This is a genomic window from Planktothrix agardhii (genome assembly GCF_904830935.1).
Classification (GTDB): Bacteria; Cyanobacteriota; Cyanobacteriia; order Cyanobacteriales; family Microcoleaceae; genus Planktothrix; species Planktothrix agardhii.
In genome coordinates, this window is record NZ_LR882952.1 from 2,092,359 (window position 1) to 2,110,270 (window position 17,912).

The following is a 17,912-nucleotide window of genomic DNA, read 5'->3' on the forward strand; positions in this document are numbered from 1 at the left end:
CAAACAGAAACAGGAGCATATATCATCATGGAAAAAGTCACAAATATTGATCAACTTGAATCCCTAATCCAACGGGTCAAGGTTGCAGAACAAAAGTATGCAACCTATACCCAGGAACAGGTAGACTATATTTTTAAAAAAGCGGCTCTAGCGGCAAATGCTGCCCGGATTCCTTTAGCAAAAATGGCCGTAGAAGAAACCGGAATGGGGGTTGTAGAGGATAAAGTGATTAAAAACCACTTTGCTTCAGAAATTATTTACAACAAATATAAACATGAAAAAACCTGTGGTGTCATCGAAGAAGACAAATCCTTTGGGTTTCAAAAAATCTCCGAACCCGTGGGGATTTTAGCCGGAATTGTTCCGACAACAAACCCAACATCAACGGCTATTTTTAAAGCCCTAATTGCCTTGAAAACTCGCAACGGGATTATTTTTTCTCCCCATCCCCGTGCCAAAAATTGTACCACCGCCGCTGCCAAAATTGTCTTAGATGCAGCCGTCGCCGCCGGAGCCCCAGAAGACATTATCGGCTGGATTGATGCACCCACCGTACCTCTGTCCCAAGCCCTAATGCAGCACCCGGATATTAAGCTAATTTTAGCCACTGGAGGGCCAGGAATGGTACGGGCAGCCTATTCTTCCGGTAATCCTTCCCTGGGGGTCGGGGCGGGGAATACCCCGGCTTTAATTGACGATACCGCCCATATTAAAATGGCCGTTTCCTCAATTATTATTAGTAAAACCTTCGACAATGGCATGATTTGTGCTAGTGAACAATCGGTAATTGTGGTTGATTCTGTTTACGAAGAAGTCAAGAAAGAATTTACCCTACGCGGCGCCTATTTCCTAACCCCAGAAGAACGGGAACGGATGGCAAAGGTTATTTTTGTGAACGGACATTTGAATGGGGAAATTGTCGGTCAACCCGTGCAAAAATTAGGGGAATTAGCCGGAATTAATCTCTCGGAAGAAACCAGGGTAATTATTGGAGAAGGGATAGAAGTTGATGAAAATGATCCCTTTTCCCATGAAAAACTTTCTCCGATTTTAGCCATGTATCGGGCTAAGGATTTCGAGGATGCGGTGGTAAAAGCCGATACTTTAGTACAGTTAGGGGGACGGGGACATACCGCTTCTCTATACACTTCTCCCAACAATATCGACCATATTAAACGGTTTGAAAATACCGTTCAAACCGCCCGGGTTTTAATTAATACTCCGTCTTCTCAAGGAGCTATTGGTGATATTTATAACTTCCGTCTTGACCCTTCTTTAACCTTGGGATGTGGCAGTTGGGGAGGCAATTCCATCAGCGAAAACGTCGAACCTCGGCATTTATTAAACATTAAAACCGTCGCCGAACGTCGAGAAAATATGCTCTGGTTTCGGATTCCTCCCAAAGTATATTTCAAATATGGATCTTTACCCGTTGCTATTCGAGAATTAGCTGGAAAAGAACGGGCTTTTATTGTCACCGATAAACCCCTATTTGATTTAGGAATTACCCGTTCCCTCGAAGGAGTTTTAGAGGAAATTGGAATAAAATATGATGTGTTCTACGATGTTGAACCCGACCCTTCTTTAGATACGGTACAACGGGGATTAACCTTAATGAATACGTTTAAACCCGATGTAATTATTGCCATTGGTGGGGGTTCTCCCATGGATGCAGCTAAAATTATGTGGCTGATGTATGAACATCCTGATATCGAATTTGAAGGGTTAGCAATGCGGTTTATGGATATCCGTAAACGGGTTTATGAATTGCCACCTTTGGGCAAAAAAGCGATGTTAGTTGCGATTCCTACTACCTCTGGAACCGGGTCAGAAGTAACGCCTTTTGCCGTTGTCACCGACCGCCGCACTAATATTAAATATCCTTTAGCCGACTATGCCTTAACCCCAAATATGGCAATTGTTGACCCGGAATTGGTGTTAAATATGCCCAAAAGTTTAACCTCTTTTGGGGGCGTTGATGCCCTAACCCATGCCTTAGAATCCTATGTTTCGGTATTAGCTTCGGAATATACCAATGGGTTATCCTTAGAGGCAATTCGGTTAATTTTTAAATACCTGCCGAGTTCCTATAATAATGGAGCAAATGATCCCAAAGCTCGGGAAAAAATGCACTATGCTTCTACTATGGCGGGGATGGCATTTGCTAATGGATTCCTCGGAATTTGTCACTCCTTAGCCCATCAATTAGGTGGGACTTTCCACATTCCCCACGGGTTAGCAAATGCCTTAATGATTAGTTACGTTATTCGTTATAATGCTACCGATGTTCCGTTTAAACAAGCCACTTTCTCCCAGTATAAATATCCGAATGCTAAATGGCGCTATTCTCGGATTGCGGATTATCTGCGCTTAGGGGGAGACACCGAAGATCAAAAAATCGATCATTTGATTTTAGCCATCGAAGAATTAAAGCGCCAAGTGGGAATTCCGGCTTCAATTAAGGAGGTTTTAAAAGATATCAGTGAAGCGGAATTTCTGGCTAAATTAGATGAAGTTGCTGACCAAGCTTTTGATGATCAATGTACCGGAGCCAATCCCCGTTATCCTTTAATTAAGGACTTGAAACAACTGTTAATTGATGCCTATTATGGTCATCCTTTAGTTTCTAATGATTACAATGGCGATCGCATTTTCCCCGTCTTTGAACCCCAACCAACTATGATTGGCGGTTAATACCGAGGGGGTGATGGGGTGAATTTATCAAAATTTTCATCCCTATCACCCGATCATTTCATCGGCTCTCTTTGGAAAAATCACTAATCATGGTAAAGTAAGTATTTGGTAGCTATTCTAAGTGTTACCTTAATCGAAAAATATTATGCTAAAACGGCTCTACGTGGTACGACAATCAGCTTTTACTAAAATTTGAGTTGGGAGAAGTTCAGCTTTATCGAGACAATTATGCGGAATATGTACAACATCCTAATCCTTTAGTTGCTGCCAAATCATTTCGCCAAACCCTGAAAAACTTGTAGAGACGTGCCATGGCGCGTCTCTACGGGGATGAAATAAAAATTTACTGTTGACTCAATTCAATGTTTAATAAGGCTTTGCCATGAATGACCGAGGCAATGGTAACAATGTCTTCTTGGATTTGATAAATGACTCGATAGGTGTAAGCAAATTGTTCACGGATGTTTTCATCGCCAAATTCTTGAACAATCATTCCCGCTTCAGGAGCCTTGCTCAAGTTGCGCGTAACATCAATGATTCTCTGGACAACCGCCGCCGCATAAGAAATTGAATCTCGTGCAATGTAAGCAGCAATTGCATCAATATCATCTATGGCTTGAGGCGACCAAACTACTTGATAACCCATTTACTTAATAAACCTTCTGCTTCCTCTTGTATGAGATTCCTGGTCGTTTCGTGAATCTTAAGTCCATGACGGACTTTTTCGATTACATAGAGATGGTACTGTACATCCTCCAGTGAACAATCATCAGGTAGGTTACTCAACAAAGATTCTACTTCCTTTTTGGTTCCACTCATAATTTTTTTGGGTTTTTTTTATAGTTATTATAGTTTTCGATAACTGAAGCACCCGAAAGATAGTGTTAGCCCCGACTTTATCGGTGAATAAGGTTGTCATAATAAAAGATAAATTGTATGTCCCGATGGAAAATGTCCCAGGGGAATCGAATGCTTCAGTCATTGTTTATAGCAGGGAACACCGGAACAGCCCCCCAAACCCCCCGTGCACGCAGGGCTGGTGGGGGAGGGAACAGGGGGAAATACTTCACCGTCTGGGTTCCAAGATCCGTCTGGTGTCCTAACTGCCTTGGCGGTTGCTATAAAATCCAGCCTATAGTTATGACAGATCAATCCTATCAGATGGTTCTGTCCAGGTGTAAACCTGAATTTATACCGTCTTGGTAAAATTGCCGTAACTAGAAATAGCCTGTTGCAGTTGTTGAATTACATCCTCAACCGGAATAGCCCCTAACTCTCCATCCGCACGAGTTCTGATATTCAAGCAATTTGCTTCTATTTCCTTGGCCCCAACCACAGCCATCACCGGAATTTTATCCTTCTCAGCATTTCTAATTAATTTCCCTAAACGCTCGCTACTCGCATCCGCCTCCGCCCGAATTCCAGCAGACCGCATTCTGAGAGCAATTTCTTGAGCAAAGGGAAGAAATTCTTGGCTCACGGGTAATAGTCGAAATTGTACGGGTGCTAACCAGATGGGGAAATCCCCAACATATTCCTCTATTAATATTCCCACTAATCGTTCCAAAGAACCAAAGGGTGCACGATGAATCATTACTGGACGTTGACGGGTTCCATCTTCAGCAACATATTCTAAATCAAAGCGTTCAGGTAAATTATAATCAACTTGAACTGTTCCCAATTGCCATTCTCTTTCTAAAGCATCTTGAAAGATAAAGTCTAATTTCGGGCCATAGAAAGCGGCTTCTCCGATCCCTTCAAAGTAGTTCATTCCTAAAGTTTCTACCGCCCGACGAATTGCTGCTTCTGATTTATTCCAAACTTCATCTGACCCGATATATTTATCTAAACTAGGGTCACGGAAACTTAGTCTGGCTTTAAAGTTGGTTAGTTGTAAACTCTTAAATACAAATAGAATTAAATCGACAACTTTGACAAATTCATCATCCAATTGTTCAGGAGTAACAAATAAATGGGAATCATCTACGGTGAAACCTCTAACCCTGGTTAACCCTCCTAATTCTCCCGATTGTTCATAACGATATACTGTTCCAAATTCTGCTAACCGCATCGGAAGTTCCCGATAGGAACGTAACTCACTTTTATAAATTTGGATATGAAAAGGACAGTTCATGGGTTTCAAAACAAATCCCTGTTCATTGGTCTTGGCTTCCTCATCGTCGGCCATCATCGGGAACATATCTTCTTGATATTTCTGCCAATGTCCTGATGTTTTAAATAAATCTACCCGACCAATATGGGGAGTCGTTACACCTAAATAGCCCCGCTTAACTTGTTCTTTTTTGAGAAAATCTTCTAGGGTACTTCTTAATAGGGTTCCTTTCGGTGTCCAGAGGGGTAATCCTGGCCCCACTAAATCGGAGAAGATAAACAGTCCCAACTCCTTACCCAAACGGCGATGGTCACGTCGGATGGCTTCTTGCTTGCGGCGTTTATGTTCGGCCAATTGTTCGGGGGTTTCCCAAGCTGTCCCATAAATCCGTTGTAGTTGGGCTTTGGTTTCATCCCCACGCCAATAAGCCCCCGCTACACTTTCGAGTTCAATCGCATTAGGGTCAATATCAACCGTATTCTCAACATGGGGCCCCGCACACAAATCCCACCATTGTTCGCCTAGATGATAGAGGGTAATGGGTTCCTGTAGGCCTTGTAGGATTTCTAGTTTATAGGATTCTCCTATTTTCTGGATGCGTTGTTGGGCTTCTTCCCGACTAACTTCTTCCCGAATTACGGGGAGTTTCCGTTTGATAATCTTAACCATCTCCTTTTGGATGGATTTTAAATCCTTTTCGGTAAAGGGTTCGGGACTATCAAAATCATAATAAAACCCATTTTCAATCCAAGGGCCAATGGTGACTTGTGCCTTGGGAAACAGTTTTTGAACTGCCATTGCCATAACATGGGACGCAGTATGCCTAATCCGTTTTAAACTCTCGGATTCACTGGTTTTAGGCAAATGGACTTTTTTCTCTAAGGGTTCTTGAGAACCCTCTAACTCTGATATAGACATTGATTAAAGTTACAAAAGCAAAATAAAAGTTTCTTAATTCAATTGTACAGAACAGAGGAAACAAAGAGAAAAAACAGACTTAACACTCCCCAACTCCCCTGCTCCCCAACTCCCCTGCTCCCTTACTCAATTGTCACTTGGGACGTATCAACGCTCAAAGTTCCGGCTTGAAATTCGGCAATATTAACTGCTTTTTCCAGAAAACCTGGGCTGGGGACTTTGCCTTTGAGAACAACAGTTCCGCCTTTCTGGGACACCCACAGGGAACCAATATCTTTGAGTTCGGGGTCTTCATCAAAAGCTAAAGTCACCCGTTTAGCTAATCCGCTTTCATCATATTCTCCCGCAATTCCAATGCGTTCCGGGGGAAGGGAAGCACTAGCCGCCGCCTGTTTTACCACATCATTATCCGGTTTACCAGGAATTCCACCAGTGAGACTACCAAAAATACGTTCAAACCATGCCATAAAATCAAATATCCTAATTTAATTAATAATAATATTTTAGTTTAATGGAGATCGGTTTTAGAAGCAAGCCATTTTTGCAATTCTTGTTTTAATCCTTTTAATTCTTCTTCGGGTAATTGATGCCCAAAACGATAGGTTTTGCGACGTGATAAAAATAAAATATTGGGTTCTTGGGTCACAATTTCTAAGCTCGGATAAAAATTACCCTGATTATCGGTGGTTCTAATTAAGTTAATTTGTTGAATTTGGGAGATTTCTCCTCGTTTGCGAAAGGGTAAATAAGAAGACCAGAAAATCTCAAAGGTTTTATTATTAAAATTGAGTTGAACTTTTTCAAAGGGTTTATAATCAATAATAGCCTTATATATCAATAATACTATACTAACAGGAATCCCCAATAAAGTCAAATAAAATAGAATAATTAACCCTAAATCAATCTGTTCAAAAATAGCCGGATTTAAAATAGTATAAAGTTTGTAGGTAATGAAAGAAGCGATCGCACCCAATCCCAATCCTTTAATGATCATCGATCCTGGAATAATTTGCCAACCCTTTTTTAATAAACTGATTTGATTTAATAAAATTTTCTGGACTGGAGAAATATATTGTAGGGAAAACTGAGAGGGAATATCAACTTTTAAATTATTAGAAGATTGGGATAATTTTAAATGGGGTTCTGAGGTCTTTTTCAAAGACTGTTTGGGTTGATAGTTTAACGCATACAAAGCCATTTGAGCAGTAGCAAAACGATATTCTACGGCGGGTTCTATTAAGGTTTCTAACCAACTTTTAAACGCCGGATCTAGGATATCCCCGTTAAACTTCATTTTAAACTTTTCTTGAGGTAATTCCGCCGGAGGAACACCCGTTAAGAGATGAATTAATGTGGCTCCTAAACTATATAAATCAGAAGATTGAACGGCTAAACCGCCAAATTGTTCAATAGGAGTATATCCAAAAGTTCCCACCACAGTAAAACTTGATCCGGGGGTTCTCGGTTGAATTTGTACCGAACCTAAATCAATTAAATAAATATGATGATCTTCTCCCCAAATTAAATTACTTGGTTTAATATCTCGATGTAAAATAGACGGATGGAGTTGATGTAAATAATTAAGATTTTCTAAAACTTCAAAGGTGATCCAGTATAATTGTTGTTGAGTAAATAGATGATGATTGTCTAATTTTTGTTTGAGGGAGTCACCCGCAATATATTCAGTAACTAAAGCAAACCAAATATTTTGATCATCTAGGGAAAAATAATCTCGATATTTAACTAAACGAGGATGATTTAATTGTTTTAAAACCTGTGCTTCCCGTTCTAATAATTTTAAATCCTCCCATTGCATTGAACCTCCTAATGCTAATAATTTGACAACCGCTTTATCTTTAAGTAATAAATCATCCGCTAACCAGGTTTGGCGAATCGGATTTTCATTCAGTTGGCGTTTCAGTCGAAACCGATGATTAAGCAAAGTTCCCGCAGTTAGCATGATCTGGTGAGCGCTCAAATAAAGGTTGCTATTATATTGTATAGCAGGGAACAGGGAACGCCGGATCTGGGTGGAGGATGTGTAATTGATTTTGCTTAGGTACTTATTATCAAAGAAATTTATTGTAACTTTCCCCGTCTAATTTTTCCCCATAACTGTTGATACTGTTTCACGGAATTGGGCGAAAGGGGTTCGAGAAAATCACTTTTTTTTAAAATAGCTTGATCAGGAAATAATAGAGGATTTTCCCTTAAAGATTGGGGTAACTCTTGGGGGTTCATTCCCAAAATAATTGGGGATGTTGTTCCGGTTAATAATGATAGTTGAGTCGCAACTTGAGGCAACCAACAAAAATCAATCCAATTATCTGCTAAAGTGGCGGTAGGAGAAGATTGAACCTCCGCAGGTTTGACCCATAAATCTGACCATAAAGCCGTCCCAGATTGAGGAACAACGGCGGCTAACCCGTTTTGATATTGAACTTCTGGAGAAATATCCGTAGACCAACCCACCGCCAACCAAGTATCCCCTAAAATCAACGGTTTGAGATAACTATTAGAATCATAAAGTTTAATATTTTGATGGAGTTTAAGCAGTTCAGATTCTAAGTTTTTGACTTTACTTAAATCGGCTGTATTATAAGAATGACCTAATTTTTTCAAGGTTAAACCAATCACTTCCCGGGCTTGATCAGGTAAAGAAATTCGGTGACGTAATTCGGGACGCCATAAATCACTCCAATCTTTCGGTGTCCATCCCAACCCCTGAAACTTATCAACCCGATAAATAATTACTGTACTACCCGAACGATAGGGCGCCGCCCAAATTTGACCTTGAGGATCAACTTCACCCTGGGTATTGCGTTGGACAATATTTTGCCAACGGGAAGGAAGTTGTGACCAAGCGGGCCATAATTTCGGATCAAGGGGTTGAATCAGTTTTTGTTGAATGGCCGAATGTAACCAAAAATCCCCAATCATCACCAAATTAGCTTGGGACGAAGGCTGAGTTGGAGGTTTGGACTGGCCTTTTTCCAAGCGTTCAAATAAATCTTTGAGTTGGGTTTGGGGGACAAAATTCACCGCCCCTCGGCCGAATTGTTGTCGAAACTTGTTCGCCACTTGGGCGGGAACAGAACCCTTGAGAACTTCAACCGTCAGTGCCACAGCTTGTTTACATCCAGCTACGACCTGACTTAAAGTTAAAGCACCGATTCCCTGTAGAAAAAACCTTCGCTTCACGGTCGCTATTCAATCCGTTTCTCTAAATACTGACCGATCATAGTTTGTTCCCCAGCCCGTGAAATAATCGTTTGCCGCGTGCGGTATCGTTGGCCAATCAGTTTAATTTCTTCTTCAAACATAGAACCATTGTACTCGCTTCTCAGACATAACGTATTGACATCGAGCATATAAAATTCAGCCACAACGGGTTTGGGTGTCATAAATCCCCGATCTCGATAAAGCCAGGTGTCACAGACCCCAAACCGAGTTGATCCGGTGGACATTTTTTTACCGGAGATGGAATTAGAACTTTTCCAAGTCACTTTTGACCCACAACTGAGGAGCATCGGGTCATCTAATTGGTGTAATTGAGCAATATCGAGCAAATCAGGACAGCCCGGTTCTAAAAACTCTACGTTAATTTCGCTGGCGACTTCTTGGGTATTTCCCTCTGGAAGTGTGTAGTAGCGCCGTTCTGAATACCAATTTCCCACACTGCGGCTAAAATAGTCTGCCACTTGGGAGGCAATCTCACGGGGGTTTTGCTGGATCAGGGCTTTCATTGTGGCTGCTCCTCAACACGATATGAACGGGTGGAATCCTTCCCTCACAGGAGAGGAAAACTCAAATGTTTGTCACAATTCTTAATTTAATCATAACAGACTTAAACTGGCAATGATTTTCCGACGATGGGCAGAAAAAGTTTAATTGAGACCGTTGATAATATCTACTGGGTGGTAGAGTTAGGCTACAAATACACTAATTGTTTCAATTTTTCAATGTCTCTGTGTTCAAAAATCTAAATTTCATCACAAAACAATGAATAATCCCTACTTAGGTACAGACCAAGAACGAACTTGCCCCAATGTCACTGGAATCATATAACTCACATCAATACTAAAAAGATAAACCTTTTTGGCTCTCAAACCCCGTTCAGGATCAAAAAACTTTAATTTCACATCCCAACAATCACTATTAACCCGACAGAAGGGACTTTTTTCGATTTCAATTGTATCTAATTCCATCCCGGTAGAAACAGCTTGAGCAAAACTAGAAGCGGCTTGAAAAGCGTTAGTTGCTGCAAAATTTAACGCCCGGTCTTTAGAGGTTTTTCCTAAATTTTGCAAATCAAAATAGACTCTTTTCAGGAAACTACTTAAACTTCTTCGCATTTGAATCTCGTTAGCGTCAGCTAGTTCTTCAGAAAGAGTTTGTAAAGCTGCATCCACTAAACCGTTCACTTTCCAACCGTACATTCCCCTAATATTATTAATCGTAATTACAGGAACTTCTTGACCGGAAAATAGGGTAATTGTTTTATCAGTAATTTGCCCAGGAATACTCACTCTTTCTATATGATCATCACTGCTTTCGGGTTCAATTTGTCCAGCTAACATTAAGTTGAGCATTTCGTAAACATCCGCAGCAAAACCGCCTTTTACTTCGATTGCATAGATAGGGTTAAATTCTTGATTAATTGTCCAAATTAAAGACTTACTTTCGGATGGATTTTCGGCTAAATAATTGACGATTTGAGAAGCATCATAAGGATTAGCGGGAATCGTTGTATCGTCAATTTCTACGGCTGGCATTAATTGTTTAAAACTATCCCGTCGGGCTTCACTCCCGAAGTCATAACCAATTGTTCCTAAAACATAAACTAATTTGGATGCAGCACTAGCAGTAATACCATTAGTAGGTTGACTAGCGGTAATATTAGCCACAGCTACGGCCGAAGAATTGCTGGCAATTACATTACTTAAAGTTAGTAATGGGCTGTTAATTGGGTTTTCTATTTTAGTTAGAGGAGTAATATTATTAACAGGAATAGTAATTTCTGATTGTCTGATTTCAGAAGTTTTAACCGTTGTTAATCGTTCTCCTGTTAATAAGTTATAAGCCCCCGGAATATTGAATCTACCTAACAAACAACGTTCCGGTTCTTCTACTTCTTTCGGGTCGCAAGGAATAGCACTTTGTAAAATAGCTTGTCGCACGGTTTCAGCATTAGGTTTTTCCCCTCTTTGCAGTTGCATACTCATTAATAAAGCGGAAATTCCGGTAACAATTGGTGCAGCGCAACTCGTCCCTTGTTGTTTAATCGGAATATCGGTTCCAGGTTCAGCCCCTAAGATATTTTCACCGTTAGCCATTACGCCTTTCTGTTGATAGTCACCACCATAATTACTAAACTTAAAAGGTTGTCCATCATCACGCATTGCACCCACTGTTAAAACATCGGGTAAAATCGAAGGAATACACCAACATTCACCTTTATCATTACCACCCGGAGCGACAATTAAAATATTACTATCTTGGCATTGTTTCACAGCACGAGCAAAGATTTCTTGAGCCATTCCTGATTGAGTAGGATGACAAGCCGCAATATGAATAATATTAACTTCGGCTTTTAATGCTTCATTAATCGCATGGGTGAGATTAACAAAGGAAATAAAATCATCTCCAGCGAAGGAAATCGGAATATTAATCGCCGTACAATTAGGCGCAATACCCTCCACGGGAGAGCCATGCTGTCCTAAAATTGTACTCGAAATATGAGTAGCATGACTAGATAAATCAATCCGTCTTTTAATGTCTTCAGGGAAATCTTTAAAAAAGGCTTCTCTTTCTTTTTTTGCTTCTTCTTTATCGTGATCTGGGTCTTCTTTTTTAGCCTTTTGTTGTTGATTAAATTCTGTCGCTAATTTTAAATAATGATAATACTCATCATTGAGTTCAATATCTTCTGCCCAATAGGGTTTAAATTGAGTAATCTTTGCACCTTTAAAGCAAGCTCGATCTAAATCTGCTGCACCGTCAAGAATAGCAATTTTAATCCGAGAATCGCCTTTTGTATGAGTCCAAAGTTCGGGTATTCCAGGTATAGTAATTAAATCTGGCATAGTTATCGATCAAATAATTTTAGTTTACATTAGAAGCACTCTACTCTTGAGCATTGTACAGAGAAACTTTACCTATTTGCTAATAAGCATTGTTAATAATCATTACAAAGACTCAACCACCAGCATAACCTTAGATTATCATCCAGTCAGTCAAACTTCAACTAATCTGGACACACAAACAATGATCAAGAAAAATATCCGTCCCCAACAATCTGCCCCGGTACAACGTCAAGTGACAACAACTTCTGGTCAAGGTGAAAAAGCATTATTTGCTAGTACAGAGTGTGATATTTTAACCAGACAATGTACTCCCTTTGCTGGAGACGACGCGGAGTAGTCCCTTTAATCCTTAGCACTCACCTGAGTTTCTACCCCCCTAGCCCCCCTTAGTAAGGGGGGAATAATAAGCACAGCACTTTTAATCATCTTTAGTAAGGGGGAATAATAAGCAACTTTAGCCACTATTACTAAGGGGGGAATAAGGAGCAACATAAATTACTAATCGGTTTCAAGCGACCTGTAATGTCTTTGGTTCTGGCAAAATTTTCCCTATTTGCTCATAACCATACACTAAATCTTCTAAAACTTCCTTCGCGTTTTCTAGTGCTTCTTCATAGGTTTCGCCGTGAGTCCGTGCATATTGTCCCCACTCAGGTAAACTAGCAATATAAGCTTGATCTTCTTCAGACCACTGAATCAAAATACTATATTTCATTGTTCATTTCCTTGTTCTAATTGTTCTAGTTCTTTTATGCTTGCCATTATATCTTTTTCCTGATAGGTTTTTGCATCCTTGCTGTCTTTACCAGAGAGAACGACAGGTTTCGGTAAAAGGGGATGAATCCAGTAAGAATGACTACCTTTTCCCCGTTTATTAGGCAAGAGTATAAATCCTGCTTTCTGTAACATTTGTTTCAATTCTCCAACTTTTTTGGGCATTTGTCGTAACTCATAAAATGTGGAGACACAAACCATGACTAAGAAAAACCTCAAACCCCAACAAACCGCACCCGTACAACGGGAAATCAATACCACTTCCTCTGTGGGTGGTACAGGGTGAAATTAAACAACTATTATTTCGTACCAAGAATTTTATCGTACTCAGCATGAGAACCAATCCAAAACCAAACTATCTTGTCTTCATTGGGTTTCATTACTCCCAATGCTCTCCATCCGATTCCTACTCTAACTGACCAAATATTTTCTTTGGGTTTGACTTTCTTAAACTCTAAACTCGGATGAAATGGATTTTCTTTCCAAAGCTCATAATTTTTATAGGAAGTTTCTTTGATTCTTTGAGGTAATACTGTAAATAATTTTCTAAAACTTCTAGTTCTTGATGATCGCATTATTTCTCACCAAAACCCTTATCTTCAGTCTTACCTTCTTCATCTTCAAGTAATGCTAACTGAGCCATTTCTTGAAAAATACCTAAATCCATATCTGGATTAGATAAACTTTCTTGCCATTTTAACTCATTCTCGATATCTTCGAGTAATTGTTGTGCAAGTTCATCCTGAAGATAATTTGAGAGTTTTTGAGCTTCTTGGAATGCTTTTTCTAGTAAATGAGTCATAGATTCTTCCTGAGTTTCTGAAAACAAACAAAAGCAAAACCAATCTGGCAACACCCTTTTGCGGGCGATGACGGGGGAGTAGTCCCCCTAATTTTAGCACTCACCTCAAAAAATGTCAAAACTCTTTTTCTACTTGCCATGGGGTACGGTTAGCCTCAACGAATTGACGGACAATCCTTATAGGGCTTTCGGATACCTGGCACGGTGGGGAAGTTAAACGAGACTTAAATTTTTTGGGGGTGAGATTGGAGTCTTATTCGAGAGATAGAAATAATTAAAGAACAAGTTTTAGAAATCCTAGTTTGTTCCTAATTCCTCAAAAATAATATCCTCATAAACGGACTCAATGGGAAAGATTAAACCAATACTTTGTAAATCAATATTATCCCCCGATTGATAATTAAAAATTTCCCAATTACCACGATCATTTTTGCGGTATAAATCGATCGCTATTTTCTCGGCATCAACTAAAACATAATCTTGCAAACTAGGATTGCGACGATACATCCTAAATTTATCCCCTCGGTCATAATTGGCTGTACTTGCAGATAAAACCTCAATAATTAGACAAGGATATTGAATCGCCTGAATTGCAGTGCGATCGCGCTCATCACAAGTAACGCTCACATCAGGATAAACATAATCTTTAGTTTCAAAAATATTTACACGACAATCGGAATTACCTACCTGACAACCACCGCCCCGTAAATGACCTTTAAGGATAAAAATAATATTACTAGCAATTCGCCCATGATTTTGAGTCCCCTCACTCATGGCATAAACTCTACCACTAAGATACTCATGGCGTAGCAGTTGTTGTTCTTCCCAAATAAAATATTCTTCGGGTGTTAACTTAGGAAACTTATCTTTTACAGCAATCATTTGAATAGCCCTATTTTTTTATTTTAAAGGATTTAGATACTTATTCACAAATTCAGACGGCGTTAAACATTCAAATTCACCTGATTGTTCAACTAAAACCTTAATTAACTTATGATTAGCAGATATAAAACATTGACATTGACCAACTTTTGCTGTTAAATAAACACCCACATCTTCACGAGGGATTACTCCCAAATCTTCCATTTCAGCTAACTCAACATCATCAATCTGAACATAACAAAACTTTAAATTTTGCCAAATTCTTCCAATTATTTCTCCACTCCAATCTTTATTTTTTAAACGTTTAGCAACTCTGGCAATTTGATCAATAAGTTCTTCAGAAATTATTACCCCCACAGAATTATCGTTTGGGGCTTCCCAACCTAACCATTTTAGAATTAAACCTTCAGGGCTTTGTCGCTCAACTGCGCCAATCAAATAAACATTGGTATCTAAAAAAATTAATTCAGGAATTTTCGTCATTGTATTGAATCTTGTTTTTGTTGACGTTCTTGAGATATTTCCCGTTTAATATCTTGGACAAGATCAACAATTTTCTCCCTTGAATCATAACCTGCTTCGGTCAAAGATTGTTTTAATTCCAGTTGTAATTGTTCTGCTGACATTAAAGGATATTGTTGATATTCTTTGATTTGTTCCCAAAAGTCATTAACCTCTGTTTCTGTTTCTTCCCAAAGAATAATAACTCTTACCGAACTGGGTGGAGTCCCTTTAATTGGATAGTCTAAAGATAATTGACCCACCCTATCTATCTTTCCAGTAGATTGAATTACTTTTTTCATCATGAATCTCCTTTTATCCTTTATGATGATAGCTTGTAAGCAAAAGCCTTTGTATTTTCTGGCACATTCTTCTAAACTGTTCCCTAATTGTTAGAAAAGCGGGATGCCATATTATGTTAAAAATTATTGCCAATAACTTGACTCAAGACAGTAAAACAAGCAACAAACTGTTAAAAATTATTGCCAATAACTTGACTCAAGACAGTAAGCACAACGATAATGAACAATCAAATTTAATTTTTAATTTGGAGTAAAAACCATGACTAAGAAAAACCTCAAACCCAAACAAGCCGCTCCTGTGCAACGGGAAAACACCGCAACTGTGGCTCGTGATGGTGCGATCGCACGGATCGCGGTGCTGCTAGATCCTTTTGCGGGCGACGACGCGGAGTAATCCCCATAATTCTAACACTCACCTCAAAAAATGTCAAAAGTCTTTTTCTACTTGCCAAGGCGCACGGTTCGCATCTATGAATTGACTCACAATCCTAGTCAGTTCGGGGCTTTCGGATACCTGGCACGGTGGGAAAACGAGACTTAGATTTTTTGGGGTGAGTGTTTTGGATTTAATTATTAACAAAATCTCACTAGAAATATTCGGTTTAAAAAATCTTGACAAGTAGCCTAGCTTTAATTTAGGATGCTCTCAAGTTCAACTTAAACCTAAAATGTGGAGACACAAACCATGACTAAGAAAAACCTCAAACCCCAACAAGCCGCACCCGTGCAACGGGAAATTAATACCACTTCCTCTGTGGGTGGTACAGGGCTGACACCCCTACACTATGGACACCCCTTATTTATGCAGATGGAACTTCCTTTTGCGGGCGACGACGCAGAGTAGTCCCCTTGATTCTAACACTAACCTCAAAAAGTGTCAAAAGTCTTTTTCTACTTGCCAAGGCGCACGGTTCGCTTCAATGAATTGACTCACAATCCTTGTTAATTCGGGGCTTTCGGATAGTGGGCATCGGTAGAGAAGTAAAACGAGATTTAGATTTTTGGGGTGGGTGGTTGATGATAGCTTGTAAGCAATATTACTTAATATTATTTACAGGAAGCATTTGGTTAAGAACTCTATTACTTAATATTATTTACAGGAAGCATTTGGTTAAGAACTCTCACAAAAATATTGACAAGTCCTGAGCTATTTGGTTACGATATCCATCAAGTCAAATTTCACCTTAAATTGTGGAGACACAAACCATGACTAAGAAAAACCTCAAACCCCAACAAGCCGCACCCGTGCAACGGGAAATTAATACCACTTCCTCTGTGGGTGGTACAGGGCTGACACCCCTTTATGACTGGCATATGTATCCTTTTGCGGGCGACGACGCAGAGTAGTCCCCTTGATTCTAACACTAACCTCAAAAAGTGTCAAAAGTCTTTTTCTACTTGCCATGGCGCACGGTTCGCATCTATGAATTGACTCACAATCCTAGTCAGTTCGGGGCTTGACCATACCTGGCACGGTAGAGAAGTAAAACGAGACTTAGATTTTTTGGGGTGCGTGGTTGATGATAGCTTGTAAGCAATATTACTTAATATTAATTACAGGAAGCATTTAGTTAAGAAATCTCACAAAAACATTGACAAGTCCTGAGATATTCGGTTACGATACCCATCAAGTCAAATTTCACCTTAAATTGTGGAGACACAAACCATGACTAAGAAAAACCTCAAACCCCAACAAGCCGCACCCGTGCAACGGGAAATTAATACCACTTCCTCTGTGGGTGGTACAGGGCTGACACCCCTTTATGGCGACTACACCCCTGTGGGGACTATGGCTAAGTATTTCCATCCTTTTGCGGGCGACGACGCAGAGTAGTCCCCTTGATTCTAACACTAACCTCAAAAAGTGTCAAAAGTCTTTTTCTACTTGCCATGGCGCACGGTTCGCATCTATGAATTGACTCACAATCCTAGTCAGTTCGGGGCTTTCCGTTACCTGGCACGGGGTTTGAACAAGACGAGACTTAGATTTTTTGGGGTTGGTGGTAGAGCCTTATTGGAGAGATGAACCCCAGCCAACAGCTTACTACCCCAGTGGCATCGGGTTGGGGTCTTCTTCTCCTTGGGGTTGTACCTTTGGCAAAAGCCTTTATATTTCTTGGCACAGTCTTCTAAGCGAATTAGAAAAAACGAGAATTGAAAATATTAGACTTTATTATTACAAATCATTTAAAATGGAGTCAAATTGATGTTAATCACGAAACCTCGCTTTCAAACCTTTGCTGAATATCTGCAATATGACGATAATTCAGAAAAACTCTGTGAATTATTTAATGGAGAATTAGTAGAAATGCCCCCAGAATCAGGGTTTAATTTTGAAATTGCTAACTTCCTTTTTCTCAAGTTTGCTTTACTTTTAGGGTATCGTCGAGTTAGGGGTCATGGCTTAGAATTAGAAGTCAGAGGTGAACCTAAAAACCGTTACCCTGATTTGACCATTATTCGAGAAGAACATATTCAATTACTCTCCAAAAGAAATACCATTCTTCTTTCCATGTCACCACCTTTATTAGTCATTGAAGTGGTTAGTCCTGGAGAAATTCAAAGAGAAAGAGATTACATCGCCAAAAAATTACAATATCAAGATTGTGGCATTCCCGAATACTGGATTGTTGATCCTCAAACTCAAACCATTTTAGTCTTAGAACTAACTGGAGATACCTATAGGGAAATCGGTAATTTTACCAACGATGATTTAGTTGCCTCTCCTGGACTTAAAGAATTAAACTTAAAAGTCTCCGAGGTATTTAATTCAACCAGTTTATAAATATTAGACTTTGTTATTACAAATCCTTTACAAATTAAATAACCAAGAAAAACAT

General features: G+C 39.6%; 22 protein-coding genes. 8 read left to right on the forward strand and 14 right to left on the reverse strand.

Annotation, left to right across the window (positions count from 1 at the left end; translation table 11 throughout):
- Window positions 1-24 precede the first annotated feature (24 nt).
- Entirely contained in the window at window positions 25-2,694 is a 2,670-nt protein-coding gene (gene adhE, locus NMG88_RS09660) for a bifunctional acetaldehyde-CoA/alcohol dehydrogenase (protein ID WP_193372736.1), read from the forward strand.
- A gap of 343 nt (window positions 2,695-3,037) precedes the next feature.
- Here adhE and NMG88_RS09665 read toward each other — a convergent pair whose 3' ends face one another.
- The 7 genes from NMG88_RS09665 to NMG88_RS09695 all read right to left on the reverse strand — a co-directional run bounded on the left by NMG88_RS09665 (window position 3,038) and on the right by NMG88_RS09695 (window position 11,811).
- The gene (locus NMG88_RS09665; RefSeq protein WP_026786044.1) at window positions 3,038-3,340 is read right to left on the reverse strand and encodes a type II toxin-antitoxin system RelE/ParE family toxin; all 303 of its coding nucleotides are present in this window, start codon (window positions 3,338-3,340) and stop codon (window positions 3,038-3,040) included.
- A 543-nt stretch (window positions 3,341-3,883) separates the two neighbouring features.
- Window positions 3,884-5,725, reverse strand: coding sequence for a threonine--tRNA ligase (gene thrS / locus NMG88_RS09670; protein WP_227365066.1), 1,842 nt, complete (start codon window positions 5,723-5,725; stop codon window positions 3,884-3,886).
- Between the two features lie 122 nt (window positions 5,726-5,847).
- Window positions 5,848-6,192, reverse strand: coding sequence for a BON domain-containing protein (locus NMG88_RS09675; RefSeq protein ID WP_026786041.1), 345 nt, complete (start codon window positions 6,190-6,192; stop codon window positions 5,848-5,850).
- Between the two features lie 41 nt (window positions 6,193-6,233).
- Entirely contained in the window at window positions 6,234-7,685 is a 1,452-nt protein-coding gene (locus NMG88_RS09680) for a serine/threonine protein kinase (RefSeq protein WP_254035371.1), read from the reverse strand.
- A 119-nt stretch (window positions 7,686-7,804) separates the two neighbouring features.
- A complete protein-coding gene (locus NMG88_RS09685; protein ID WP_081846411.1) occupies window positions 7,805-8,926 on the reverse strand; it encodes an extracellular solute-binding protein in 1,122 nt (373 codons plus the stop codon).
- A 5-nt stretch (window positions 8,927-8,931) separates the two neighbouring features.
- Window positions 8,932-9,471, reverse strand: coding sequence for a phycobiliprotein lyase (locus NMG88_RS09690; protein ID WP_042155613.1), 540 nt, complete (start codon window positions 9,469-9,471; stop codon window positions 8,932-8,934).
- 267 nt (window positions 9,472-9,738) lie between these two features.
- On the reverse strand, window positions 9,739-11,811 hold the full coding sequence (locus NMG88_RS09695) for a S8 family peptidase (RefSeq protein WP_254035372.1): 2,073 nt from the start codon (window positions 11,809-11,811) through the stop codon (window positions 9,739-9,741).
- Window positions 11,812-11,992: 181 nt separating this feature from the next.
- Between NMG88_RS09695 and NMG88_RS09700 the strand changes: the two genes are divergently transcribed.
- The gene (locus NMG88_RS09700; RefSeq protein WP_214559279.1) at window positions 11,993-12,148 is read left to right on the forward strand and encodes an anacyclamide/piricyclamide family prenylated cyclic peptide; all 156 of its coding nucleotides are present in this window, start codon (window positions 11,993-11,995) and stop codon (window positions 12,146-12,148) included.
- Between the two features lie 171 nt (window positions 12,149-12,319).
- Here NMG88_RS09700 and NMG88_RS09705 read toward each other — a convergent pair whose 3' ends face one another.
- Entirely contained in the window at window positions 12,320-12,511 is a 192-nt protein-coding gene (locus tag NMG88_RS09705) for a type II toxin-antitoxin system HicB family antitoxin (protein ID WP_375295604.1), read from the reverse strand.
- 11 nt (window positions 12,512-12,522) lie between these two features.
- Window positions 12,523-12,786, reverse strand: a complete 264-nt coding sequence (locus NMG88_RS09710) for a type II toxin-antitoxin system HicA family toxin (RefSeq protein ID WP_353121956.1) — start codon at window positions 12,784-12,786, stop codon at window positions 12,523-12,525.
- On the opposite strand from NMG88_RS09710, the gene NMG88_RS22680 reads away from it, so the two are divergent.
- Window positions 12,785-12,871 (forward strand): anacyclamide/piricyclamide family prenylated cyclic peptide, encoded by an 87-nt coding sequence (locus NMG88_RS22680; protein WP_072005219.1) that lies wholly within the window; start codon window positions 12,785-12,787, stop codon window positions 12,869-12,871. The genes NMG88_RS09710 and NMG88_RS22680 overlap by 2 nt on opposite strands.
- Window positions 12,872-12,884: 13 nt before the next feature.
- Here the strand turns inward: NMG88_RS22680 and NMG88_RS09715 are convergent, their stop codons facing one another.
- From NMG88_RS09715 to NMG88_RS09735, 5 genes are all read right to left on the reverse strand, one after another.
- A complete protein-coding gene (locus tag NMG88_RS09715) occupies window positions 12,885-13,160 on the reverse strand; it encodes a ParE family toxin-like protein (RefSeq protein ID WP_042155606.1) in 276 nt (91 codons plus the stop codon).
- Window positions 13,160-13,387: a hypothetical protein gene (locus tag NMG88_RS09720; protein ID WP_026786035.1), complete on the reverse strand. Its 228-nt coding sequence runs from the start codon at window positions 13,385-13,387 to the stop codon at window positions 13,160-13,162. The genes NMG88_RS09715 and NMG88_RS09720 overlap by 1 nt, the downstream gene beginning before the upstream one ends.
- A gap of 297 nt (window positions 13,388-13,684) precedes the next feature.
- Complete coding sequence (locus NMG88_RS09725; protein ID WP_235752958.1) at window positions 13,685-14,269, reverse strand: Uma2 family endonuclease; 585 nt, start codon at window positions 14,267-14,269, stop codon at window positions 13,685-13,687.
- 18 nt (window positions 14,270-14,287) lie between these two features.
- Window positions 14,288-14,752 carry a PIN domain-containing protein gene (locus NMG88_RS09730; protein WP_227351030.1) on the reverse strand — a complete coding sequence of 155 codons (465 nt, stop codon included), beginning with the start codon at window positions 14,750-14,752 and terminating at the stop codon, window positions 14,288-14,290.
- Complete coding sequence (locus NMG88_RS09735; protein ID WP_202807921.1) at window positions 14,749-15,075, reverse strand: hypothetical protein; 327 nt, start codon at window positions 15,073-15,075, stop codon at window positions 14,749-14,751. The genes NMG88_RS09730 and NMG88_RS09735 overlap by 4 nt, the downstream gene beginning before the upstream one ends.
- Before the next feature lie 256 nt (window positions 15,076-15,331).
- Here NMG88_RS09735 and NMG88_RS09740 point away from each other — a divergent pair, with 256 nt between their 5' ends.
- From NMG88_RS09740 to NMG88_RS09760, 5 genes are all read left to right on the forward strand, one after another.
- Window positions 15,332-15,466, forward strand: coding sequence for an anacyclamide/piricyclamide family prenylated cyclic peptide (locus NMG88_RS09740; protein ID WP_254035373.1), 135 nt, complete (start codon window positions 15,332-15,334; stop codon window positions 15,464-15,466).
- Between the two features lie 291 nt (window positions 15,467-15,757).
- Window positions 15,758-15,916 carry an anacyclamide/piricyclamide family prenylated cyclic peptide gene (locus NMG88_RS09745; protein WP_254035374.1) on the forward strand — a complete coding sequence of 53 codons (159 nt, stop codon included), beginning with the start codon at window positions 15,758-15,760 and terminating at the stop codon, window positions 15,914-15,916.
- Between the two features lie 362 nt (window positions 15,917-16,278).
- The gene (locus NMG88_RS09750) at window positions 16,279-16,419 is read left to right on the forward strand and encodes an anacyclamide/piricyclamide family prenylated cyclic peptide (protein ID WP_254035375.1); all 141 of its coding nucleotides are present in this window, start codon (window positions 16,279-16,281) and stop codon (window positions 16,417-16,419) included.
- A gap of 319 nt (window positions 16,420-16,738) precedes the next feature.
- Window positions 16,739-16,906, forward strand: a complete 168-nt coding sequence (locus tag NMG88_RS09755) for an anacyclamide/piricyclamide family prenylated cyclic peptide (RefSeq protein ID WP_254035376.1) — start codon at window positions 16,739-16,741, stop codon at window positions 16,904-16,906.
- Between the two features lie 372 nt (window positions 16,907-17,278).
- Complete coding sequence (locus tag NMG88_RS09760; RefSeq protein ID WP_254035377.1) at window positions 17,279-17,857, forward strand: Uma2 family endonuclease; 579 nt, start codon at window positions 17,279-17,281, stop codon at window positions 17,855-17,857.
- Window positions 17,858-17,912: the final 55 nt, after the last annotated feature.